The sequence below is a fragment of the Paraburkholderia caballeronis genome (genome assembly GCF_900104845.1).
In the GTDB taxonomy this organism is placed as follows: Bacteria; Pseudomonadota; Gammaproteobacteria; order Burkholderiales; family Burkholderiaceae; genus Paraburkholderia; species Paraburkholderia caballeronis.
On sequence record NZ_FNSR01000003.1, the window covers coordinates 743,828 to 760,794 of the forward strand.

Genomic DNA, 16,967 nt, shown 5'->3' on the forward strand with positions numbered 1-16,967 from the left:
GAGTGTCCCCATGGCCCTGAAGATCATCGCGTCGACCTGCACTGGCTGCTCGGCGTGCGAACCGGAGTGTCCGAACGTCGCCATCAGCGAGAAGGGCGGCGTGTTCGCGATCGACCCGAAAAAATGCACGGAATGCGACGGGCATTTCGACAGCCCGCAATGCGTGGCGGTGTGCCCGGTGGACGGCTGCATCGTTCAGGCCTGATCCGTCGCGCGCCGCGCATCGCGGCGGCGGGCATCCGCCCGCGCTGCCCAACTGGAGAAGATCCGCATCATGCTGCTCAACGTTACCGTCACCCCCGCCGCCGAAAAGTTCATGCGCCGCATCGTGCGCTTTTCGGGACTGCCCGCTGGCGCCGGCTTCCGTCTGCTCGTGAGCCCCGGCGGCTGTTCCGGGTACAACGCCGAATTCAGCGCCGAGGCCGCGCCGCAGCCGGGCGAACAGGCGCTGGAAGTGAATGGCCTGCGCCTGTTCCTGCCGGCGGAGAGCCGTCTGCTGCTCGACGGCGTGACGATCGATTTCGTCGATACGCCGACGCAGTCCGGCCTCACGTTCGCGAACCCGAACCAGGCGTCGTGCGCGTGCAGCAGTTCGGGCGCGAGCGAGCCGGGCGTCACGCGCATCGACGTCGGCGCGATCGGCCGCGGGCGTCCGCCGCTGCCGCCGCAGGCATCGTGAAGCGGGCGAACGCCATGACGCCCTCGCTGCCGCCCGATGCCCTGGCCGACGCCGACACGCTCGCGCGCTTCGCACAGTTGGCGCTCGGCGGCGGGCTGCCGCCGGAAGCGGAGGCGCTCGTCGCCGAAGCGGGCCGCCTGCGCGACCGGCCGGACGACGCGCTCGCGCGGCTCGAACGCGCCCGCGCGATCGCGCCGGATCATCCCGCGCCGCTGATCGCGCTGTATCGCTTCCACTTTTATGGTCATCGGCTCGCCGCTGCACGCGCGGTCGGCGAGGACGCGCTGGCAGTCGCGCGGGCGGCGCTCGGCGCGGACTTCGGTGTTCAGCCGCCGTCGCGCGACGCGGTGCGTTACGACGCGGCCGTGCGTTTTTATCTGTTCACGCTGAAGGGCCTGGCGTATCTGCATCTGCGCACCGGTGCGCTGGAGGCGGCGCGCACGCGGCTCGACGAGCTTCGGCGCCTCGATCCCGACGACCAGCTCGGCGGCGCGGTGCTGCTGCACGTGCTGACGCGCCATGCGGATGAGGCGGCCCGTGCGGACCTGGCGGACGCCGACAGCCCGGCGGCGCTGCGCGCCTATCCGGCGAGCGGCTGGGCGGCGCAGCCATGAACGCGCGCAGCGCCGCCCGCGCGCCGTTCGGCGATATCCCGCCGCGCCATTGGCAGGGCGGCCCGGTGGACTGCGCGTCCTGCGAACATCGCGCGCTGCGCGCGCGGCCGGACGAAACCGGCTGCGAGCCGGGCCACGCGTGCATGCAGGATGCGTACGCGCGGCGGATCGACCGCTTCTTCCGCTGGCATCCGGAACTGGGCAACGCGCATCTGGACCATCGTTATTTCGAGGTGCGAGCGATCGCCGCGCGCCATGCCGACGTGTTCCGGCTGCCCGCGCTGATCGACGATCCCGACGAGACGGTCCGGCTGCAGATCGCGCTGCGCCTGCCGCACGCGCACCTCGCGCGCATGGCCGGCGACCCGCACCGCGAAGTGCGGATGCGGGTCGCGCAACGGCTCGACGCGGCGGCGCTCGCGCATCTGCGCACGGACCCCGACTACGGCGTGCGCGAGTGGGTCGCGCGGCGGCTGCCGTCCGCGCTGCTGCCGTTGATGGCGAGCGACGCCGACCGCGCGGTGAGAATGCGCGTCGCGGAGCGCATCGACATGCCGGCGCTGCTGCGCATGGCCGACGACCCGGAAGCGGAGGTGCGGCGCATCGTGGCCACGCGGCTGCCCGCCGCGCTCGTGATGCGTTTCTTCGACGACCCCGACTGGCGCGTGCGCTGGGAGGCCGCGCGGCGTGCGCAGCCGCACGCGTTGACGCCGCTGCTGGCCGACCCCGACGACGAGGTGCGCGCGATGGCGCGCGAGCGTAGCGAAACGCAACGTATCGAGTCCCCGTGCATCGTCGGTCCGTGCGGCGGCGAAGAACGGCCGTTCGCGGGAGCAAGCCATGGGTGACATCAACCGCGACGACGACACGATCGAGATCGCCTTTCCGCCGCGCTTCAGCTTCGGCGAGCGGGTGATCGCGCGCTCGGCGGTCCGCAACGACGGCACGTACACCGGCAAGGACATCGGCGCGGTGCTGGTGAGCAAGGGCGACGTCGGTTACGTCACCAGCATCAACACGTTCCTGCAGCAGTTCTACATCTATGCGGTCGATTTCGTCGAGAGCGGCCATCGGGTCGGCATGCGCGCGAAGGAGCTGTGCACGCTCGACAACCTGCCCGACGACGTGCTGGAGCGCCTCGGCGCGCGCGCGGCCGCGCTGCGCTCGCTCGGCCGGGGAGGCGATGCGGCGGCCGCCGGTGCGGACGCGCAGAACGAAGCGGAGGGCTGCACGCGATGAACTTCGAACCGGTCGAGCCGGCGTACTCGTGGGGCATGCGCGTCGTCGCGCTGGACGATCTGCGCAACGACGGCAGTTATCCGGAGCGCGGCGACGACGAATGCCTCGTCACGGCCGGCGCGCTGGGCGAGATCGTCAACGTGGGGCGCGTGGTCGACAGCGGCGAGCCGGTGTACCTCGTCGAGTTCGGCCGGCAGGTGGTCGGCTGCACCGGGGACGAGATCGCGCCCGCGCCGGCGGGGCTGCTGCCGGAACCGGAGGCGCTCCCATGATGCGTCCGACGACGCGGCTCGGCGGCCACGATCTGCGCGACGGCGTGCGCGGGCCGCACGATGCGTGGCCGGACGACGGCCCCGTGGCGGACTTCACGCAGCATCGGATCGAGCGCGCGTTGCGCGACCGCGTGCGCTACCGGTACGTGCGCCCGCGCGTCGAGCGGGAGCCCGACGGCTATCGGATCGAGAGCCCGTGCTGTTCGCGCAACGTGGACCCGGACGGCGGCGTGATCGACATCGCGAGGCTCGCGCGGGACGAGAGCGGCCTGTGGCGCCTGCACGCGCGCGATCACGCGACGCGCCGCTGGGTCGAGCAGTGCGCGAGCCGGGACCTGACGGCGCTGCTGGACATCCTGTGCGCGGACGCCGCGCGCGTGTTCTGGCCTTGAAGCGCGAACGACGGAGCCTGCGATGATCTACCTCGACCACAACGCGACGACACCGCCCTCGGCGGGTGTCGTGCAGGCCGTGCTCGCGACGATGACCGACGTGTGGGGCAACGCGTCGTCGCAGCATCCGCACGGGCAGCAGGCGAAGGGTGCGCTCGGCGCGGCGCGGGCGAGCGTCGCCCGCGTGCTGGGCTGCAAACCATCCGAGACGATCTTCACGAGCGGCGCGACCGAAGCGAATCATCTCGCGGTGCTGGGCCTCCATGCGGCCGCGCGGCATGCGGGCCGCGGCCGGATCGTGTTCAGCGCGGTCGAGCACGCGGGGCATCTCGCGCTCGCGCAGGCGCTGATCGCACAGCGCCTGCCGGTGGACTTCATCGGCGTGAACGCGGACGGCACCCTCGACCTCGACAGCGCGGCGCGCGCGATCGGCCCCGACGTCGCGGTGGTGTCGCTGATGGCGGCGAACAACGAGACGGGCGTGCTGATGCCGGTCGACGACGTGCGCGCGCTCGCGCAGGCGGCCGGCGCGCGGCTGCACGTCGATGCGACGCAGTTCGTCGGCAAGGCGCCATTCGATTTCGCGCGGTTCGGCGCCGACGCCGTTTCGCTGTCGGCGCACAAGCTCGGCGGCCCGAAGGGGATCGGCGCGCTGCTGCTGCGCCAGGGCATTGCGTTGCAGCCGCAACTGCATGGCAGCCAGGAACGCCGGCGGCGCGGCGGAACCGAAAACCTGCCCGCCGTCGCCGGTTTCGCGGCGGCGCTCGAAGGGCTCGGCGACGTCGCGGCGAAGGCGTCGCGCATCGCGCAACTGCGCGACGCGCTCGAACAGGGGCTGCAACGCGCGCTGCCCCACGTGCACGTATTCGCCGCCGGCGCGCCGCGCGTCGCGGGCACCAGCTATCTGCGGTTCGGCGCGTTGCCCGCGGAGGTGGTGCTGCAACGGCTCGAACAGCTCGGCGTGTGCGCGTCGTCCGGCGCGGCGTGCTCGTCGGGCGGCAGCGAGCCGTCGCACGTGCTGACCGCGATGGGCGTGCCGCGCGACGAGGCGCTCGCGGCCGTGCGCCTGTCGCTCGGCGCAACGACCTCCGCGCGCGACATCGACTATCTGCTGGCCGCGCTGCCGCCGCTGCTTGCTCCGCTGCTCGAAAACGACGCCGCGCACGCGGCATGAATTTCCCCACGAACCAGGAGTTTCCGCCGTGAAAGTGATGATCCGCAGGGACAGCAAGGGCGCGCTGAGCGCCTACGTGCCCAAAAAGGACCTCGAAGAGCCGATCGTCTCGATGGCGCGGCCGCAGATGTGGGGCGGGCTCGTCACGCTCGCGAACGGCTGGCAGCTCGAACTGCCGGCGATGGCGGACGACACCGCGCTGCCGATCACGGTCGAGGCGCGGCGCGTGGCCGGCGCGGGAGACTGACATGGCGCTCGACACGAACCAGATCCGCGTGATCGCCGAGGTGATCCGCACCGCGCCGACGCTCCCCGATGCGGCGGCAAGCTGGCGCGCGCGTTACCCCGGCGTGCGGGCCATGCGGATCAGCGCGGCCGAGATGCGCGACGAAACCCCGGCGCTGGCGTTCGGCGCGCGCCGCGTGTACTTCGCGATGTCGGACGGCGTCTGCGTGTCCGTCACGCGCGAGGCCGGCGAGGCCGACATGCTGATCTTCACCGAGGACGGGACCGCGCATGGAGATCGATGAGATCGCGCTGTCCGAGCCCGCGTGCGGCGCGCGCGAGATCGAACTGGTCAACGCCGTGCTGCAGTCGTCGCGCTGGAGCGACGGGCCGATGGTCGGCTCGTTCGAGACCGCGTTCGCCGGCTGGAGCGGCCGCGCGCACGCGGTCGCGGTGGCGAGCGGCACGCTCGGCGCGTGGATCGCGCTGCGCGCGCTCGGCCTCGGCGCGGGCGACGAGGTGATCTGCGCGTCGCATACGTGGCACCAGATCGCGCAGGCGGTCACGCTGGCCGGCGCGAGACCGGTGTTCGCCGACATCGACTACTGGAGCGGCTGCCTGAGCGCCGCGAAGGCAGAGCAGAAGATCGGCCCGCGCACGCGCGCGATCCTGGCGGGCAACACCAACGGGCATCCGGCCGCATGGGGGCCGCTGCGCGCGCTGGCCGACGCGCACGGCCTGACGCTGATCGAGGACAGCACCGAGGCGCTCGGCTCGCGCTACCGGGGCCGCAGCGTCGGCTCGTTCGGCGACGTATCGGTGTTCGATTTTTCCGCGCCGTCGGCGCTGTGCGCCGGCGAAGGCGGGATGCTCGTCACCGACGACGAACGGCTCGCGCACGAACTGCGTTATCTGCGCCAGCGGCGCATCGCGGACCGCGAGTCGGTGTCGGTCGGCTCGCGCGTGCCGTTGCAGGCCGGCATGAGCGAGCTGACCGCCGCGCTCGGGCTCGCGCAGCTCGCGGGGCTCGACGAGCGGCTCGCGCAGCGCAGGCAGGTCGAGGCCTGGTATCGCGACGCGATGCAGAGCTTCGAGGGCATCAAGCCGCCGTATCTGGCCGAAGACGTCGAGGAAGTGCACTGGATGCTGTACGTCGTGCATCTCGGCAAGCGGTTCACGCAGAGCGCGCGCGCGCAGATGATCGACGACATGAAGGCGTGCGGGATCGAGACGGCGGCCTACAGCCACCCGCTGCACGAGCAGTTCCACTACATGAATTCGGGCGATGCGATCGGGCGCAGGCGCGGCACGCTGCCCGACACCGAGCGCATCGGCGACCGCGCGCTCGCGTTGCCGCTGCACACGCAGCTCGACGCGGGCCAGGTCGGCTACATCGTGAAGACGCTGAAGGACACCGCGACCAATGTCGGCGCGGGAGCCGCCATCTACCTGTGAGGGATCGGAGCCATGAGCGTTCCTGTTTCAATCGACCACATCGCGCGCCGGATCGACGACGGCAGCGTCGTGCCGTATCTCGGTCCGGGCATGCTCGCGCTGTGTCCCGACGCCCGCGTGCCGGCGACGCCCGACGCGCTCGCGCGCATCATGACCGCCCGCGTGTCGGTGCCGCACAAGATCCGCCACCGGCTCACGCAGGCCGCGCAGTTCATCGAGAACTTCAAGCATCGCAAGTCGGTGGTCGGCATCCTGGACGAAGCGTTCGGCCCGACGCCGACGCCGTCCGCGCTGCACCGCGCGCTCGCGGCGAGCGGCGCGGGGCTGTACGTCGACTGCTGGTACGACGACACGTTCGCGGCCGCGCTGGCCGGCGCGCGGCCGGGCGGGCAATGGGCGCAGGTGCAGGGGCTGTCGCAGTCCGAGCACTTCGGGCAGTGGTTTGGCGCGTACGACGCGGCCGGCGCGCCGCTCGACGCCGTGCCGGCCGGCGGCGCGCTGCTGTACAAGCCGATCGGCGCGCATGCACCGGCGTCGAACTATCTGGTCTCGGACAGCGACTACGTGGAGGTGCTGACCGAGATCGACATCCAGACGCCGATTCCGCCCGCCGTGCAGGCCTGGCGCAGCGGACGCAGCTTCCTGTTCGTCGGCTGCCGCTTCGACGACCAGCTCGCGCGCAGCTTCGCCCGCCAGATCATGAAGCGCTCGTCGGACGCGCACTGGGCGGTGCTGCCCGACGAGCCCACCCGCATGGAGGCGCGGTTCCTCGCCGAACAGCGGATCACCCGCATTCCGATGCCGCTCGCGACGTTCGCCGACGAACTCGTGAGCGCGTTGCAACCCGCGCTGGCCGCTTGAGCCGGCTCCATTTCTGTCAATTCACCCTCACCCCCCGACAACCATCATGACGACCCTGACCGTACTGCCTTCGGGCAAGACCTATGACGTGGCGGCCGGCATCACGCTGCTGAAGGCGCTGCTCGACGCAGGCGAGCACATCGCGCACAAGTGCGAAGGCAAGGCCGAATGCGGCTCGTGCCACGTGTTCATCCAGGAAGGACGCAAGAGCCTTTCGAAAGCGCAGCGCGCGGAGAACGACAGGCTCGACACGATCATAGGCGTCGGGTCGAAATCGCGCCTTGCGTGCCAGGCGGTGCTCGGCGACGAAGCCGTGACCGTCGAGCTGCTCAGTTTCGTTTGACGGGACGACACGATCGCCGCCCTGGGGGAGCAGGGCGGCGGCCGGGATTCAGCGGCGGGCTCGCTCAGCCGTCGCGCAGCAGCTTGCCGCGCTCGGCCGCCGAAAAGTGGCTCATATGCCCTTCGCGCGCCGCCTGCCGGCGCGCCGACGCGATGATGGCCTTGCTGCGGCCGGGCGGGACCGGCGCGCTGACCAGCTTGTCCAGCGCGGCACTGCCGCAGCGCGGGCAGACCGGCGTGGCGCCGGCCCGCACCAGCGTCTCGAACTGCGTGTGGCAATCGCGGCATCGATAGTCGTAAAGCGGCATGACAAGGCTCCTGTTCAATCGGGTGACGCCGCGCAGCCGTCCGTCGCGGCCGCGCAACCTTCCAGCGACCGCGGCGCGCGGCTGGCGACGGCATCCGGGCCGAGCCCGACCCACGCATGCACGCGGGCCGTGTCGAACCCCGCCATTCGCGTTTCGCCGGCTTCCATCAACGGCCGGCGGATCAGAAGCGGTTGCGCGAGCAACAGCGCGAGGGCGGCGCCGGCGGTCAACGATTCGGGAACGATCCGCCCGCACTTGACGTCGGGCGCGGCGCGGTTGAACCAGCCGGACACCGGCAGCGGTTCGAGAAACGCGAGCAGAGCGGACGGGGTCCAGCGCCAGTGCAGCAGGTCGCGGACTTCCAATGTGTGGCCGGCGGCGATGAGCAGCGCCTTCTGTTTCGCGTTGCCGCCGCAGCCGGGTTTTTCGTAGAACGTGATGTGAGCCATCGCGCGAGGTCCGTGTCGTGAGCGCAGCAGTCGACGGAATCGGATCGACAGCCGCGCTGTATTCATACCGGTCATGCGGCCTTGTCAGCGAAGACATCGGCAGCGATCGCGGGCGGTTCCGGGTCTGCTATCTGCGAGCCGGCGGCCGACGCGGCCCGCCTGCCTTCGCCCAGCCGGCGCGCCGTGCGCAGCAGTTCGAAACCGCGGTCGGCGGCCATGTCGAACGCGCTGCGCCCGTCCGGCGCATACAGGCCCTCGCTCGCGCCGAGCGACAGCAGCAGTCGCATCACCTCGACCCGGCCGCTCGCCGCCGCCTGCATCAGACACGTGATGTCATGGTCGTTCGCGTGATCGATCTCGATGCCCGCGCCGACGAGACGCAGGATCGGCGCGGGCGCGCCGCCGATGCACGCATGCCACAGCGCGTGGTTGCCTTCGTCGTCGAGCGCGTCGATGCGTGCGCCCGCGTCGAGCAGCGCGGCGACCACCGGATCGTCGCCGTGCAGCGCCGCGAGCATCAGCGGCGTGACGCCGTCGAGACCGCGCGACTGGACATCCGGGAAATCGTGATTCGTAAGCCATACCGCGAGGGCGGCGGGCAGATCGCGTCGCGGGGCCGCGCCGGCGGCCGGCGCGGCATGGCGGCCGGCGCTTTCGCGCGCAACGGGAACGGTGTCGGTATGCAGGGACATGATCGCGCTCCGGCTCGGAGTGATGGCAGGGTGGGGACGCCGGGGCGCGTCGGCGGCGCGACGCGCCCCGGTTTCGGCAAGAACGGTCTTCGCGCCGGCTTCAGACCGGCCGGTTTTCGCCGGGGTCGCGCACCGGTCCCATCAGTTCGAGTCCTTCCGCATAGGTGATCGTGTCGAACGTCACGTCGAACCGCAGCGCCGCGTCGGCGATCGCGTCGAGCTTGCCGGCGGTGTCCTTCTTCTTCAGGTCGTTCTTTTCGAGGTAGAGCAGTTCGAGCATCTCGTTGTAGACCGTCGATTCGAGAATCGGCAGCACGTAGAACATCGCGCCCTTGTACGGCACCTGGTAGCGTTTGCTCAGATCGATGTTGTCGCAGAACAGGAAGTACTTGCCGCCGGCCGACAGCGTGTCGCCGAGCACGTCCGCGACGTCCTTCAGCGACTCGAAGCTCAGCAGCCAGCCGGCGAAGAATGGCAGATGCGGCTCGCCGACCGTCGCGACCGCCATCGCCTGCTCGCACGACAGTTCCGGCGGGCGCGCTTCGTCGGCGAGCTTCGGCGCGAAACGCAGCGCGAGTTCGCCGCGAAAGCCGACCCGGCCGAACGTGTTCGTGAGTCCCTTGAACACCGGGTTGAGCAGGCGGCCTTCGTGTTCGAGGCGCGCGAGGGCGGTGTCGTCGAGTTCCTTGCGGGTGGCGGTGTCGGTCATGACGGATTCCTTGGCTTCGTGGCATCGGGGGCGGCTGCATCGCAGCACGCCGCTTCGTGGGTAGGGCGTACTTCGTCGATAAAAGTCCGGCGGTCCGGCTCAGTCGCCGTTGTTGCGCATCCAGTCCGCGATCCGGAAGAACGCGCGCATCAGCTCGTCGCGCAGCGCCGGGTCGGTGGCGGTTTCGTCGAGCGCCGCGCGCATGCACGCGAGCCACGCATCGCGCTCGGCCGCGCCGATCGAAAACGCCGCGTGGCGCATGCGAAGCCGCGGGTGGCCGCGTTCGTCCGAATAGTGCTTCGGGCCGCCGAGCCATTCGCATAGATAGCGGACCAGCACCGCCTTCACCGGCGCGAGGTCGGGGCCGTGCAGCGCGCGAATGCCGCGTGCGTCGGGCCGCGTGTCCATCTGCCGGTAGAACGCGTCGACGATGCGCGTCACCGCCGGTTCTCCGCCGATGGCGTCGAAATGGACGGAGACGCGGCGCGCGTCGACGACGGGAATCGTGAGCGGGTTCATGGCGTCATGCAGTGCAACAACCGTACCAGCGACAAAACCGCCGGATCGGGCGCGAACCCGCGACCCGATCCCGCGACGGCGGTGTCGTTTGCGACGAAACGCGCACGGTTTGTCGGGAAGCCGACAGCGCGGCCGTCGCCCGCCGGGTTCGATGCGGACGCCGCGAACCGCGCGGCAGGGCCGGTTTATCGCGGATTCCGAAGGATCGGCGCGACATGGCACGAAAGCTGCACCAGAGCGGTCCGCGGACACACTCCGGCCGATGCGTGAATCGACAGAAGAAGACCATACGGACACCGCAGGCTGAGCACACGGTCGCGGCTTTGCAGCTCTGGTTTGCAGCCCTGATCCGCAACCCTGGTTTCAACCCTTTTCCTGAACTGGAGAACGTCAATGTCTCAACTTCGGCAAATCGCCTTTTATGGCAAAGGCGGCATCGGCAAGTCCACCACGTCGCAGAACACTCTCGCGGCGCTCACCGACCTCGGGCAGAAGATCCTGATCGTCGGCTGCGACCCGAAGGCCGACTCGACGCGCCTGATCCTGCACGCGAAAGCGCAGGACACGATCCTGTCGCTCGCGGCGGAAGCCGGCTCGGTCGAGGACCTCGAACTCGATGACGTGATGAAGATCGGCTACAAGGACATCCGCTGCGTCGAGTCCGGCGGTCCGGAGCCGGGTGTCGGCTGCGCGGGCCGCGGCGTGATTACGTCGATCAACTTCCTCGAAGAAAACGGCGCGTACGACGGCGTCGATTACGTGTCGTACGACGTGCTCGGCGACGTGGTGTGCGGCGGTTTCGCGATGCCGATCCGCGAGAACAAGGCGCAGGAGATCTACATCGTGATGTCCGGCGAGATGATGGCGATGTACGCGGCCAACAACATCTCGAAGGGCATCCTGAAGTATGCGAACAGCGGCGGCGTGCGCCTCGGCGGCCTCGTCTGCAACGAGCGCCAGACCGACAAGGAACTCGAACTGGCCGAGGCGCTGGCGGGCATGCTCGGCTCGAAGCTGATCCATTTCGTGCCGCGCGACAACATCGTGCAGCACGCGGAACTGCGCCGCATGACGGTGATCGAGTTCGCGCCGGAGTCGAAGCAGGCCGACGAGTATCGCCAGCTCGCGAGCAAGGTTCACAACAACGCGGGCAACGGCACGATCCCGACGCCGATCACGATGGACCAGCTCGAAGACCTGCTGATGGAGCACGGCATCATGAACGCGATCGACGAAACCCAGGTCGGCAAGACGGCTGCCGAACTGACTGCCTGAACCCACGCTGAACGGACGGCCCGCGCGCATCGCACTCGACGCATGCAAGACGGATGCGCGCGGACGGCCGTGCAGCGACGCACAATCCTCACCTATGGAGCATTCCATGACCGCCACGGTTGAAGAGCGCAAGGCCGCGAACAAGGCCCTGATCGACGAAGTGCTGAAGGCCTATCCGGAGAAGATGGCCAAGCGGCGCGCCAAGCACCTGGGAACCTTCGACGAAGGCAAGCCCGACTGTGGCGTGAAGTCCAACATCAAGTCGCTGCCCGGCGTGATGACGATTCGCGGCTGCGCGTATGCGGGCTCGAAGGGCGTCGTCTGGGGGCCGATCAAGGACATGATCCACATCAGCCACGGCCCCGTGGGCTGCGGCCAGTATTCGTGGGCCGCGCGCCGCAACTACTACATCGGCACCACCGGCATCGACACGTTCGTCACGATGCAGTTCACGTCGGACTTCCAGGAGAAGGACATCGTGTTCGGCGGCGACAAGAAGCTCGACAAGATCATCGACGAGATCCAGCAGCTCTTTCCGCTGAACAAGGGCATCTCGATCCAGAGCGAGTGTCCGATCGGCCTGATCGGCGACGACATCGAGGCCGTGTCGAAGAAGAAGAGCACGCAGTACGGCGGCCACACGATCGTGCCGGTGCGCTGCGAGGGTTTTCGCGGCGTGAGCCAGTCGCTCGGCCACCATCTGGCGAACGACGCGATCCGCGACTGGGTGTTCGACCGGACGGACCCGACGAAGCGCGCCGGGTTCGAATCGACGCCGTACGACGTCGCGATCATCGGCGACTACAACATCGGCGGCGACGCGTGGTCGAGCCGCATCCTGCTCGAAGAAATCGGCCTGCGCGTGATCGCGCAGTGGTCCGGCGACGGCTCGATCGCGGAACTGGAGAACACGCCGAAGGCGAAGCTCAACGTGCTGCACTGCTACCGGTCGATGAACTACATCAGCCGGCACATGGAAGAAAAGTACGGGATTCCGTGGGTCGAATACAACTTCTTCGGCCCGACGATGATCGAGAAGAGCCTGCGCGAGATCGCGAGCCACTTCGACGACACGATCAAGGCGAACGCCGAGCGCGTGATCGCGAAGTACCGTCCGCTGATGGACGCGGTGGTCGCGAAGTTCAGGCCGCGCCTGCAGGGCAAGAAGGTGATGCTGTTCGTCGGCGGGCTGCGCCCGCGCCACGTGATCGGCGCATACGAGGACCTCGGGATGGACGTGGTCGGCACCGGCTACGAGTTCGGTCACAACGACGATTATCAGCGCACGACGCACTACGTGAAGGACGGCACGCTGATCTACGACGACGTGACCGGCTACGAATTCGAGAAATTCGTCGAGCAGGTGCAGCCGGACCTCGTCGGCTCGGGCATCAAGGAGAAATACGTGTTCCAGAAGATGGGCGTGCCGTTCCGCCAGATGCACAGCTGGGACTATTCCGGCCCGTACCACGGTTACGACGGCTTCGCGATCTTCGCGCGCGACATGGACATGGCGATTTCGAGCCCGGTATGGGGGCTCGCCAAGGCGCCGTGGAAGAAGACCGCATAAATCAACCCGTGTTCAGGCGCAAGCGGTCGGCGGCCGGCGAGGCCGCCGCTTCGGTCGCCGACCCCATCGATATCGATTCAGGAGTTTCGCCATGCCTCAATCCGCCGACAAGATTCTCGACCACGAGCTGCTGTTCCGCGAGCCGGAGTACCAGGAAATCTTTCGCAGCAAAAAAGAGAATTTCGAATTCAACCACCCGGACGAGACGGTCAAGCAGATCGTCGAATGGACCAAAACCGACGACTATAAGCAGAAGAACTTTGCGCGCGATTCGCTGACCGTCAACCCCGCGAAGGCGTGCCAGCCGCTCGGCGCGGTGTATGTCGCGAACGGCTTTCACAAGACGCTGTCGTTCGTGCACGGCTCACAGGGCTGCGTCGCGTATTACCGGTCGCATTTCTCGCGGCACTTCAAGGAGCCCACGTCGTGCGTGAGTTCGTCGATGACCGAGGACGCGGCGGTGTTCGGCGGCATGAACAACATGATCGACGGCCTCGCGAACGCGTACAACCTGTACAAGCCGGAGATGATCGCCGTTTCGACCACCTGCATGGCCGAGGTGATCGGCGACGACCTCGACGCGTTCATCAAGAACAGCAAGCAGAAGGGCAGCGTGCCGGAGGACTACGACGTGCCGTTCGCGCACACGCCCGCGTTCGTCGGCAGCCACGTGACCGGCTACGACAACGCGCTGCTCGGCATCCTGAAGCACTTCTGGGACGGCAAGGCGGGTTCGGCCGCGCCGCTTCAGCGCGTGCCGGACGACAGCGTGAACTTCATCGGCGGCTTCGACGGTTTCGTGGTCGGCAACATGAAGGAGATCCGCCGGATCTTCGATCTGTTCGGCGTGAAGGTCAACGTGATCTGCGACCCGTCCGATACGTGGAACACGCCGACCGACGGCGAGTTCCGGATGTACGAGGGCGGCACGACGAAGGAAGAGGTGGAGCGCGCGCTGAACGCGAAGGCGACCTTCGTGTTCCAGGAGTACTGCTGCGAAAAGACCAGCAAGTTCATCGCGGAGCACGGCCAGGAAGTCGTGGTGTTGAACGCGCCGGTCGGCGTCGCCGGCACCGACCGGTTCCTGATGGAGATCGCGCGCGTGACCGGCAAGCCGATTCCGGCGCAGCTCGAAAAGGAGCGCGGCCAGCTCGTCGACGCGATGGCGGACAGCCAGGCGCATCTGCACGGCAAGCGTTTCGCGCTGTACGGCGACCCGGACCAGATGCTCGGCTACACGCAGTTCCTGCTGGAACTCGGCGCGGAGCCCGCGCACGTGCTCGCGACCAACGGCAACGAGGACTGGGCGGCGAAGGTGCGGGCGCTGTTCGACGCGTCGCCCTACGGCGCGGGCTGCAAGGTCTATCCGAAGCGCGACCTGTGGCACATGCGCTCGCTGCTGTTCACGGAGCCGGTGGACTTCCTGATCGGCAACACCTATGGCAAGTATCTGGAGCGCGACACGAAAACGCCGCTGATCCGGATGGTGTTCCCGATCTTCGACCGCCACCACTATCACCGCTATCCGACCTGGGGATACGACGGCGCGCTGCGCGTGCTCGTGATGCTGCTCGACGAGTTCTTCGAGACGCTCGACGCGAACACGATCGTGGCGGCGGAGACCGACTACAGCTACGACATCATCCGTTGAGCGGAGCGCGGCCATGGCGAACCCGGTGCTGGTCAAGCTCACGCAGGACGGCCGCAGGGTCGAGGTGATCGACGGCTGGGTCTGTCTCGCCGGCGTGCGCGAGGCGGATCGCCTGGTGCCGCTCGCCGAACACCCGAACCGGCAGGCGATCGCGCGCAGCGTGCCGGGCGCGACGCACGCGGCCGGGCGGCTGCCGCTGACCCATGCGGAAGCCGCGATCGCACAGGGAGCGATGATGGCCGCGCAACGCGAGTTCGACGCGAGCGCGGCCGGCATTGCGCAGCGCATCCGGCTCGCGGTGTGGGCGAAGACGGCGGCTGACGGGGTGGAGTAGGCGGGCGGTTTTTCTGTACGCGGCCGGAAGATCGGGCGCGGCGGCCGTGGTTTGGCGCAGTGTCTCCACGCTGCGTAGGTGTTGCCCGCCGCCCGTTTCGGGGCGGGACTTTTTCCGGATTCCGGCGCGGGCCGGTCCACGGCGACTCGCGTCCGGATCGATGAAATCAACGGGAGCGGAAGATGATTCGCTGTGATGGCGGCCGAAGGCGACAACCGGTCGTGCAACGGCAGCACGTGCCACTGTGCGTGATGCAACGTGGTCAGCCAGCAGTGGATGAACGAGACGGGCGAACCGGGCTTCCGCCTGCGCGGCCGGTGCGTCGAGTGCGGCGCGTTCGGCTACGTGGCATGGGGCGCGGCCGGGGAGACGGCTTTTCCACACATGCCGATGCCGGTTCCGTTGGGGCCGGCATGGGACGATTCGCTGGGAGCGCGTCGTGATCTACGTGATCGAACAGTGGGCGGACGGCAAGCCGCGCGCGTGGTTCGCTTACGACGACGCGGATTTCGCGCGCAAGGTCGCGGCGTCCGATCCGCTGCCGCCCGAGGCAATCTACGACGTCGCGACGCTGCGCGAACTGCTCGAATTCAGCGGACCGTCACCGGACGCCGACACGCGCGCGAAGTATCCGTCGCTCTGCGCGATCGGCGAAGCAGGCGGCTGGGACGCGCCGCTCTATCGCGCGGACTATCTGCTTGGGCGCGGCGTGTGCCAGAGCGGACTAGTCACGCCGCGCGACGCGTCGCTCGCGGCGCTGGAAGCGCGCGGCGACTGCGTCGTCTACTGGAACGATGACGACGCGATCGCCGCGTTCGAGGGCGCGGACCCGCGCATCGCGGGCGACTCGCATTGGCTGTCGCGGCGAGCGTTGTACGAACAACTGGTCGCGCTCGAAGTCCTCGCGGACGACAACTGACGCACAGGCCGGGGCAAGCGGAATGACGTCGCGTGCGGATCGGGTCAGTGCGGATGCGCTCGCGCCGCCAACTTCCGACGTGCAACCTCGGGACGCGTCATCCCGGCACAAGACGCAAGTCCCTTTCGCCGGCGGACGTCCGCGCAGATTCGCGGGTGGACGCCGAGCCACTGCCTGCCCGGTATCGCGGTCGCGCCGCGCCATCGCCAGTCGTCGCTGGCCGGCATGGCGGACAAACGGCCGCCGCTGCCCGACGACTGACATGAAGCCATCGAGAATCACGGAACGCTCCGGCTCGCCTGCCCCGGCCTGCCTGTCGCGCTGCCGGTCCGACCCAGCCGGAGTGGGAAGGAGCAGCCGATGAGTTGGGCGCAGGACCTGGTCCGTCACGCGTTATGGGCCGCGCAGAGCGAAGCGGCGAAACTCGGCGTCGTCGAGCAGGCGCAGATGGTGACCGCGGTGCAGATGGACGCGATCGAGCGCCTGAGCCCGTCGCAGCGCGGCCGGGTCCTCGGCCGCGCGTTGATGGCGCCGCATCCGGTCGGCTTCTTCGTTGCGATGCGCGACTGCGCCGGGCTGCGGCGCTTGCTGCCCGAATTCGACGCGCTGTTCGGCGTGCCGCTGATTTCCGAGGGTCCCGATCCGGCCGACGTCGGCGAGCATCAGTTGCGCGCGCTGGCTGGCGCCGCGCGACGCGGTGCGCCGCTGGCGGTGCGGTTTGCGGCGCTCGTCCAGCGGATCGGCATGGGGCTCACGCCGCCCGCGCGCTGGCCGAGCCATCCGGGTCATGAAGCGCAGGGCGGCGCGCTGCTGCGCACGCTGGCCGATCGCATCGCGCTGCCGGCCGACGCGCTCGACCTCGCCGCGCTCGCGATCGCCGAGGCCGATTGCGTGCATCGCACGACCGATCGGCGCGTGGCGGCGATGGCCGCGCTGCTCGAACGCGCGTGCGCCGATACGCAAAGCGAACGCTTCGAGCAATTGCTGCTCGTCTGCACGTGCGATTACGCCGCGTGGCCCGGACACGGCGGCGGCGACTACGTGAAGGCGCAGCGCCTGCGCCGCGCGCTCGCCGCGTACCGGTCGGTGCAACGGCCCGCCGACCCGGCGGCGTGGCTCGACGCGCGCGCGTCGGCGATCGCGCGTTCGGTGGCGGACCCACGCCGGCACGACGCGGGATGACGTCGGATGCCGTCGAACGCCATGAACGACGCGAGCGGCGGCGCGCGCTGTCGCGTTTGCGCCGTCGCGTTGTGTCGCAATCCATTCAAACCGCCCAATCCGCGTT

General features: G+C 69.0%; 24 protein-coding genes. 19 read left to right on the plus strand and 5 right to left on the minus strand.

Features of this window, described 5'->3' with window-relative positions; genetic code table 11:
- Nucleotides 1–10: 10 nt before the first annotated feature.
- The 13 genes from BLV92_RS29890 (at nt 11) to BLV92_RS29950 (ending at nt 7,254) form a co-directional block, all read left to right on the plus strand.
- Nucleotides 11–205, plus strand: a complete 195-nt coding sequence (locus tag BLV92_RS29890; RefSeq protein WP_090552711.1) for a 4Fe-4S binding protein — start codon at nt 11–13, stop codon at nt 203–205.
- Nucleotides 206–274: 69 nt separating this feature from the next.
- Nucleotides 275–679 (plus strand): HesB/IscA family protein, encoded by a 405-nt coding sequence (locus tag BLV92_RS29895; RefSeq protein WP_090552712.1) that lies wholly within the window; start codon nt 275–277, stop codon nt 677–679.
- Between the two features lie 14 nt (nt 680–693).
- Complete coding sequence (locus tag BLV92_RS29900; RefSeq protein WP_090552713.1) at nt 694–1,293, plus strand: hypothetical protein; 600 nt, start codon at nt 694–696, stop codon at nt 1,291–1,293.
- On the plus strand, nt 1,290–2,141 hold the full coding sequence (locus tag BLV92_RS29905) for a 4Fe4S-binding leucine-rich repeat protein (protein WP_090552715.1): 852 nt from the start codon (nt 1,290–1,292) through the stop codon (nt 2,139–2,141). Before BLV92_RS29900 ends, BLV92_RS29905 begins: the two co-directional genes overlap by 4 nt.
- Entirely contained in the window at nt 2,134–2,532 is a 399-nt protein-coding gene (locus BLV92_RS29910; RefSeq protein ID WP_090552716.1) for a nitrogen fixation protein NifZ, read from the plus strand. The genes BLV92_RS29905 and BLV92_RS29910 overlap by 8 nt, the downstream gene beginning before the upstream one ends.
- On the plus strand, nt 2,529–2,804 hold the full coding sequence (locus tag BLV92_RS29915) for a nitrogen fixation protein NifZ (protein ID WP_090552718.1): 276 nt from the start codon (nt 2,529–2,531) through the stop codon (nt 2,802–2,804). Before BLV92_RS29910 ends, BLV92_RS29915 begins: the two co-directional genes overlap by 4 nt.
- Nucleotides 2,801–3,196, plus strand: coding sequence for a DUF3024 domain-containing protein (locus BLV92_RS29920; protein ID WP_244283975.1), 396 nt, complete (start codon nt 2,801–2,803; stop codon nt 3,194–3,196). The genes BLV92_RS29915 and BLV92_RS29920 overlap by 4 nt, the downstream gene beginning before the upstream one ends.
- Nucleotides 3,197–3,218: 22 nt before the next feature.
- Entirely contained in the window at nt 3,219–4,370 is a 1,152-nt protein-coding gene (locus tag BLV92_RS29925; protein WP_090552719.1) for a cysteine desulfurase family protein, read from the plus strand.
- A 28-nt stretch (nt 4,371–4,398) separates the two neighbouring features.
- Nucleotides 4,399–4,617, plus strand: coding sequence for a putative nitrogen fixation protein NifT (gene nifT / locus BLV92_RS29930; RefSeq protein WP_090552721.1), 219 nt, complete (start codon nt 4,399–4,401; stop codon nt 4,615–4,617).
- Nucleotide 4,618: 1 nt separating this feature from the next.
- Nucleotides 4,619–4,900, plus strand: a complete 282-nt coding sequence (locus tag BLV92_RS29935; RefSeq protein WP_090552722.1) for a hypothetical protein — start codon at nt 4,619–4,621, stop codon at nt 4,898–4,900.
- A complete protein-coding gene (locus BLV92_RS29940) occupies nt 4,887–6,050 on the plus strand; it encodes a DegT/DnrJ/EryC1/StrS family aminotransferase (RefSeq protein ID WP_090552724.1) in 1,164 nt (387 codons plus the stop codon). The genes BLV92_RS29935 and BLV92_RS29940 overlap by 14 nt, the downstream gene beginning before the upstream one ends.
- A 12-nt stretch (nt 6,051–6,062) precedes the next feature.
- Nucleotides 6,063–6,911, plus strand: coding sequence for an SIR2 family NAD-dependent protein deacylase (locus BLV92_RS29945; protein ID WP_090552726.1), 849 nt, complete (start codon nt 6,063–6,065; stop codon nt 6,909–6,911).
- 46 nt (nt 6,912–6,957) lie between these two features.
- On the plus strand, nt 6,958–7,254 hold the full coding sequence (locus BLV92_RS29950) for a 2Fe-2S iron-sulfur cluster-binding protein (RefSeq protein WP_090552727.1): 297 nt from the start codon (nt 6,958–6,960) through the stop codon (nt 7,252–7,254).
- A 64-nt stretch (nt 7,255–7,318) separates the two neighbouring features.
- Here the strand turns inward: BLV92_RS29950 and BLV92_RS29955 are convergent, their stop codons facing one another.
- The 5 genes from BLV92_RS29955 to BLV92_RS29975 form a co-directional block, all read right to left on the minus strand.
- A complete protein-coding gene (locus BLV92_RS29955) occupies nt 7,319–7,561 on the minus strand; it encodes an FmdB family zinc ribbon protein (RefSeq protein WP_090552729.1) in 243 nt (80 codons plus the stop codon).
- A gap of 14 nt (nt 7,562–7,575) precedes the next feature.
- On the minus strand, nt 7,576–8,010 hold the full coding sequence (locus BLV92_RS29960; RefSeq protein WP_090552730.1) for a thioredoxin domain-containing protein: 435 nt from the start codon (nt 8,008–8,010) through the stop codon (nt 7,576–7,578).
- A gap of 71 nt (nt 8,011–8,081) precedes the next feature.
- Nucleotides 8,082–8,702, minus strand: coding sequence for an ankyrin repeat domain-containing protein (locus tag BLV92_RS29965; protein ID WP_090552732.1), 621 nt, complete (start codon nt 8,700–8,702; stop codon nt 8,082–8,084).
- 100 nt (nt 8,703–8,802) lie between these two features.
- On the minus strand, nt 8,803–9,411 hold the full coding sequence (locus BLV92_RS29970; RefSeq protein ID WP_090552733.1) for a hypothetical protein: 609 nt from the start codon (nt 9,409–9,411) through the stop codon (nt 8,803–8,805).
- Between the two features lie 99 nt (nt 9,412–9,510).
- The gene (locus BLV92_RS29975) at nt 9,511–9,930 is read right to left on the minus strand and encodes a group II truncated hemoglobin (protein ID WP_090552735.1); all 420 of its coding nucleotides are present in this window, start codon (nt 9,928–9,930) and stop codon (nt 9,511–9,513) included.
- A gap of 393 nt (nt 9,931–10,323) precedes the next feature.
- On the opposite strand from BLV92_RS29975, the gene nifH reads away from it, so the two are divergent.
- From nifH to BLV92_RS30005, 6 genes are all read left to right on the plus strand, one after another.
- Nucleotides 10,324–11,205 carry a nitrogenase iron protein gene (gene nifH / locus BLV92_RS29980; RefSeq protein WP_090552736.1) on the plus strand — a complete coding sequence of 294 codons (882 nt, stop codon included), beginning with the start codon at nt 10,324–10,326 and terminating at the stop codon, nt 11,203–11,205.
- Between the two features lie 106 nt (nt 11,206–11,311).
- Nucleotides 11,312–12,775, plus strand: coding sequence for a nitrogenase molybdenum-iron protein alpha chain (nifD, locus tag BLV92_RS29985; RefSeq protein ID WP_090552738.1), 1,464 nt, complete (start codon nt 11,312–11,314; stop codon nt 12,773–12,775).
- A 91-nt stretch (nt 12,776–12,866) separates the two neighbouring features.
- Nucleotides 12,867–14,426 (plus strand): nitrogenase molybdenum-iron protein subunit beta, encoded by a 1,560-nt coding sequence (nifK, locus tag BLV92_RS29990; protein ID WP_090552739.1) that lies wholly within the window; start codon nt 12,867–12,869, stop codon nt 14,424–14,426.
- A gap of 13 nt (nt 14,427–14,439) precedes the next feature.
- Nucleotides 14,440–14,760, plus strand: a complete 321-nt coding sequence (locus tag BLV92_RS29995; protein ID WP_090552741.1) for a hypothetical protein — start codon at nt 14,440–14,442, stop codon at nt 14,758–14,760.
- Nucleotides 14,761–15,199: 439 nt separating this feature from the next.
- Complete coding sequence (locus BLV92_RS30000) at nt 15,200–15,679, plus strand: hypothetical protein (protein WP_090552743.1); 480 nt, start codon at nt 15,200–15,202, stop codon at nt 15,677–15,679.
- Between the two features lie 360 nt (nt 15,680–16,039).
- The gene (locus tag BLV92_RS30005) at nt 16,040–16,861 is read left to right on the plus strand and encodes a hypothetical protein (protein ID WP_090552744.1); all 822 of its coding nucleotides are present in this window, start codon (nt 16,040–16,042) and stop codon (nt 16,859–16,861) included.
- Nucleotides 16,862–16,967: the final 106 nt, after the last annotated feature.

What these genes read in the sequence shown, in the direction of transcription:
- BLV92_RS29945 (WP_090552726.1), top strand. Translation starts at nt 6,063, where the DNA reads ATGAGCGTTCCTGTTTCAATCGACCACATCGCGCGCCGGATCGACGAC.
- BLV92_RS29940 (WP_090552724.1), top strand. Translation starts at nt 4,887, where the DNA reads ATGGAGATCGATGAGATCGCGCTGTCCGAGCCCGCGTGCGGCGCGCGC.
- nifD (WP_090552738.1), top strand. Translation starts at nt 11,312, where the DNA reads ATGACCGCCACGGTTGAAGAGCGCAAGGCCGCGAACAAGGCCCTGATC.
- BLV92_RS29905 (WP_090552715.1), top strand. Translation starts at nt 1,290, where the DNA reads ATGAACGCGCGCAGCGCCGCCCGCGCGCCGTTCGGCGATATCCCGCCG.
- BLV92_RS29995 (WP_090552741.1), top strand. Translation starts at nt 14,440, where the DNA reads ATGGCGAACCCGGTGCTGGTCAAGCTCACGCAGGACGGCCGCAGGGTC.
- nifH (WP_090552736.1), top strand. Translation starts at nt 10,324, where the DNA reads ATGTCTCAACTTCGGCAAATCGCCTTTTATGGCAAAGGCGGCATCGGC.
- BLV92_RS29900 (WP_090552713.1), top strand. Translation starts at nt 694, where the DNA reads ATGACGCCCTCGCTGCCGCCCGATGCCCTGGCCGACGCCGACACGCTC.
- BLV92_RS29910 (WP_090552716.1), top strand. Translation starts at nt 2,134, where the DNA reads ATGGGTGACATCAACCGCGACGACGACACGATCGAGATCGCCTTTCCG.
- BLV92_RS29970 (WP_090552733.1), bottom strand. Translation starts at nt 9,411, where the DNA reads ATGACCGACACCGCCACCCGCAAGGAACTCGACGACACCGCCCTCGCG.
- BLV92_RS29960 (WP_090552730.1), bottom strand. Translation starts at nt 8,010, where the DNA reads ATGGCTCACATCACGTTCTACGAAAAACCCGGCTGCGGCGGCAACGCG.
- BLV92_RS29975 (WP_090552735.1), bottom strand. Translation starts at nt 9,930, where the DNA reads ATGAACCCGCTCACGATTCCCGTCGTCGACGCGCGCCGCGTCTCCGTC.
- BLV92_RS29925 (WP_090552719.1), top strand. Translation starts at nt 3,219, where the DNA reads ATGATCTACCTCGACCACAACGCGACGACACCGCCCTCGGCGGGTGTC.
- BLV92_RS29950 (WP_090552727.1), top strand. Translation starts at nt 6,958, where the DNA reads ATGACGACCCTGACCGTACTGCCTTCGGGCAAGACCTATGACGTGGCG.
- BLV92_RS30005 (WP_090552744.1), top strand. Translation starts at nt 16,040, where the DNA reads ATGAGTTGGGCGCAGGACCTGGTCCGTCACGCGTTATGGGCCGCGCAG.
- BLV92_RS29955 (WP_090552729.1), bottom strand. Translation starts at nt 7,561, where the DNA reads ATGCCGCTTTACGACTATCGATGCCGCGATTGCCACACGCAGTTCGAG.
- BLV92_RS29920 (WP_244283975.1), top strand. Translation starts at nt 2,801, where the DNA reads ATGATGCGTCCGACGACGCGGCTCGGCGGCCACGATCTGCGCGACGGC.
- BLV92_RS29965 (WP_090552732.1), bottom strand. Translation starts at nt 8,702, where the DNA reads ATGTCCCTGCATACCGACACCGTTCCCGTTGCGCGCGAAAGCGCCGGC.
- BLV92_RS29895 (WP_090552712.1), top strand. Translation starts at nt 275, where the DNA reads ATGCTGCTCAACGTTACCGTCACCCCCGCCGCCGAAAAGTTCATGCGC.
- BLV92_RS29935 (WP_090552722.1), top strand. Translation starts at nt 4,619, where the DNA reads ATGGCGCTCGACACGAACCAGATCCGCGTGATCGCCGAGGTGATCCGC.
- BLV92_RS29915 (WP_090552718.1), top strand. Translation starts at nt 2,529, where the DNA reads ATGAACTTCGAACCGGTCGAGCCGGCGTACTCGTGGGGCATGCGCGTC.
- nifK (WP_090552739.1), top strand. Translation starts at nt 12,867, where the DNA reads ATGCCTCAATCCGCCGACAAGATTCTCGACCACGAGCTGCTGTTCCGC.
- BLV92_RS29890 (WP_090552711.1), top strand. Translation starts at nt 11, where the DNA reads ATGGCCCTGAAGATCATCGCGTCGACCTGCACTGGCTGCTCGGCGTGC.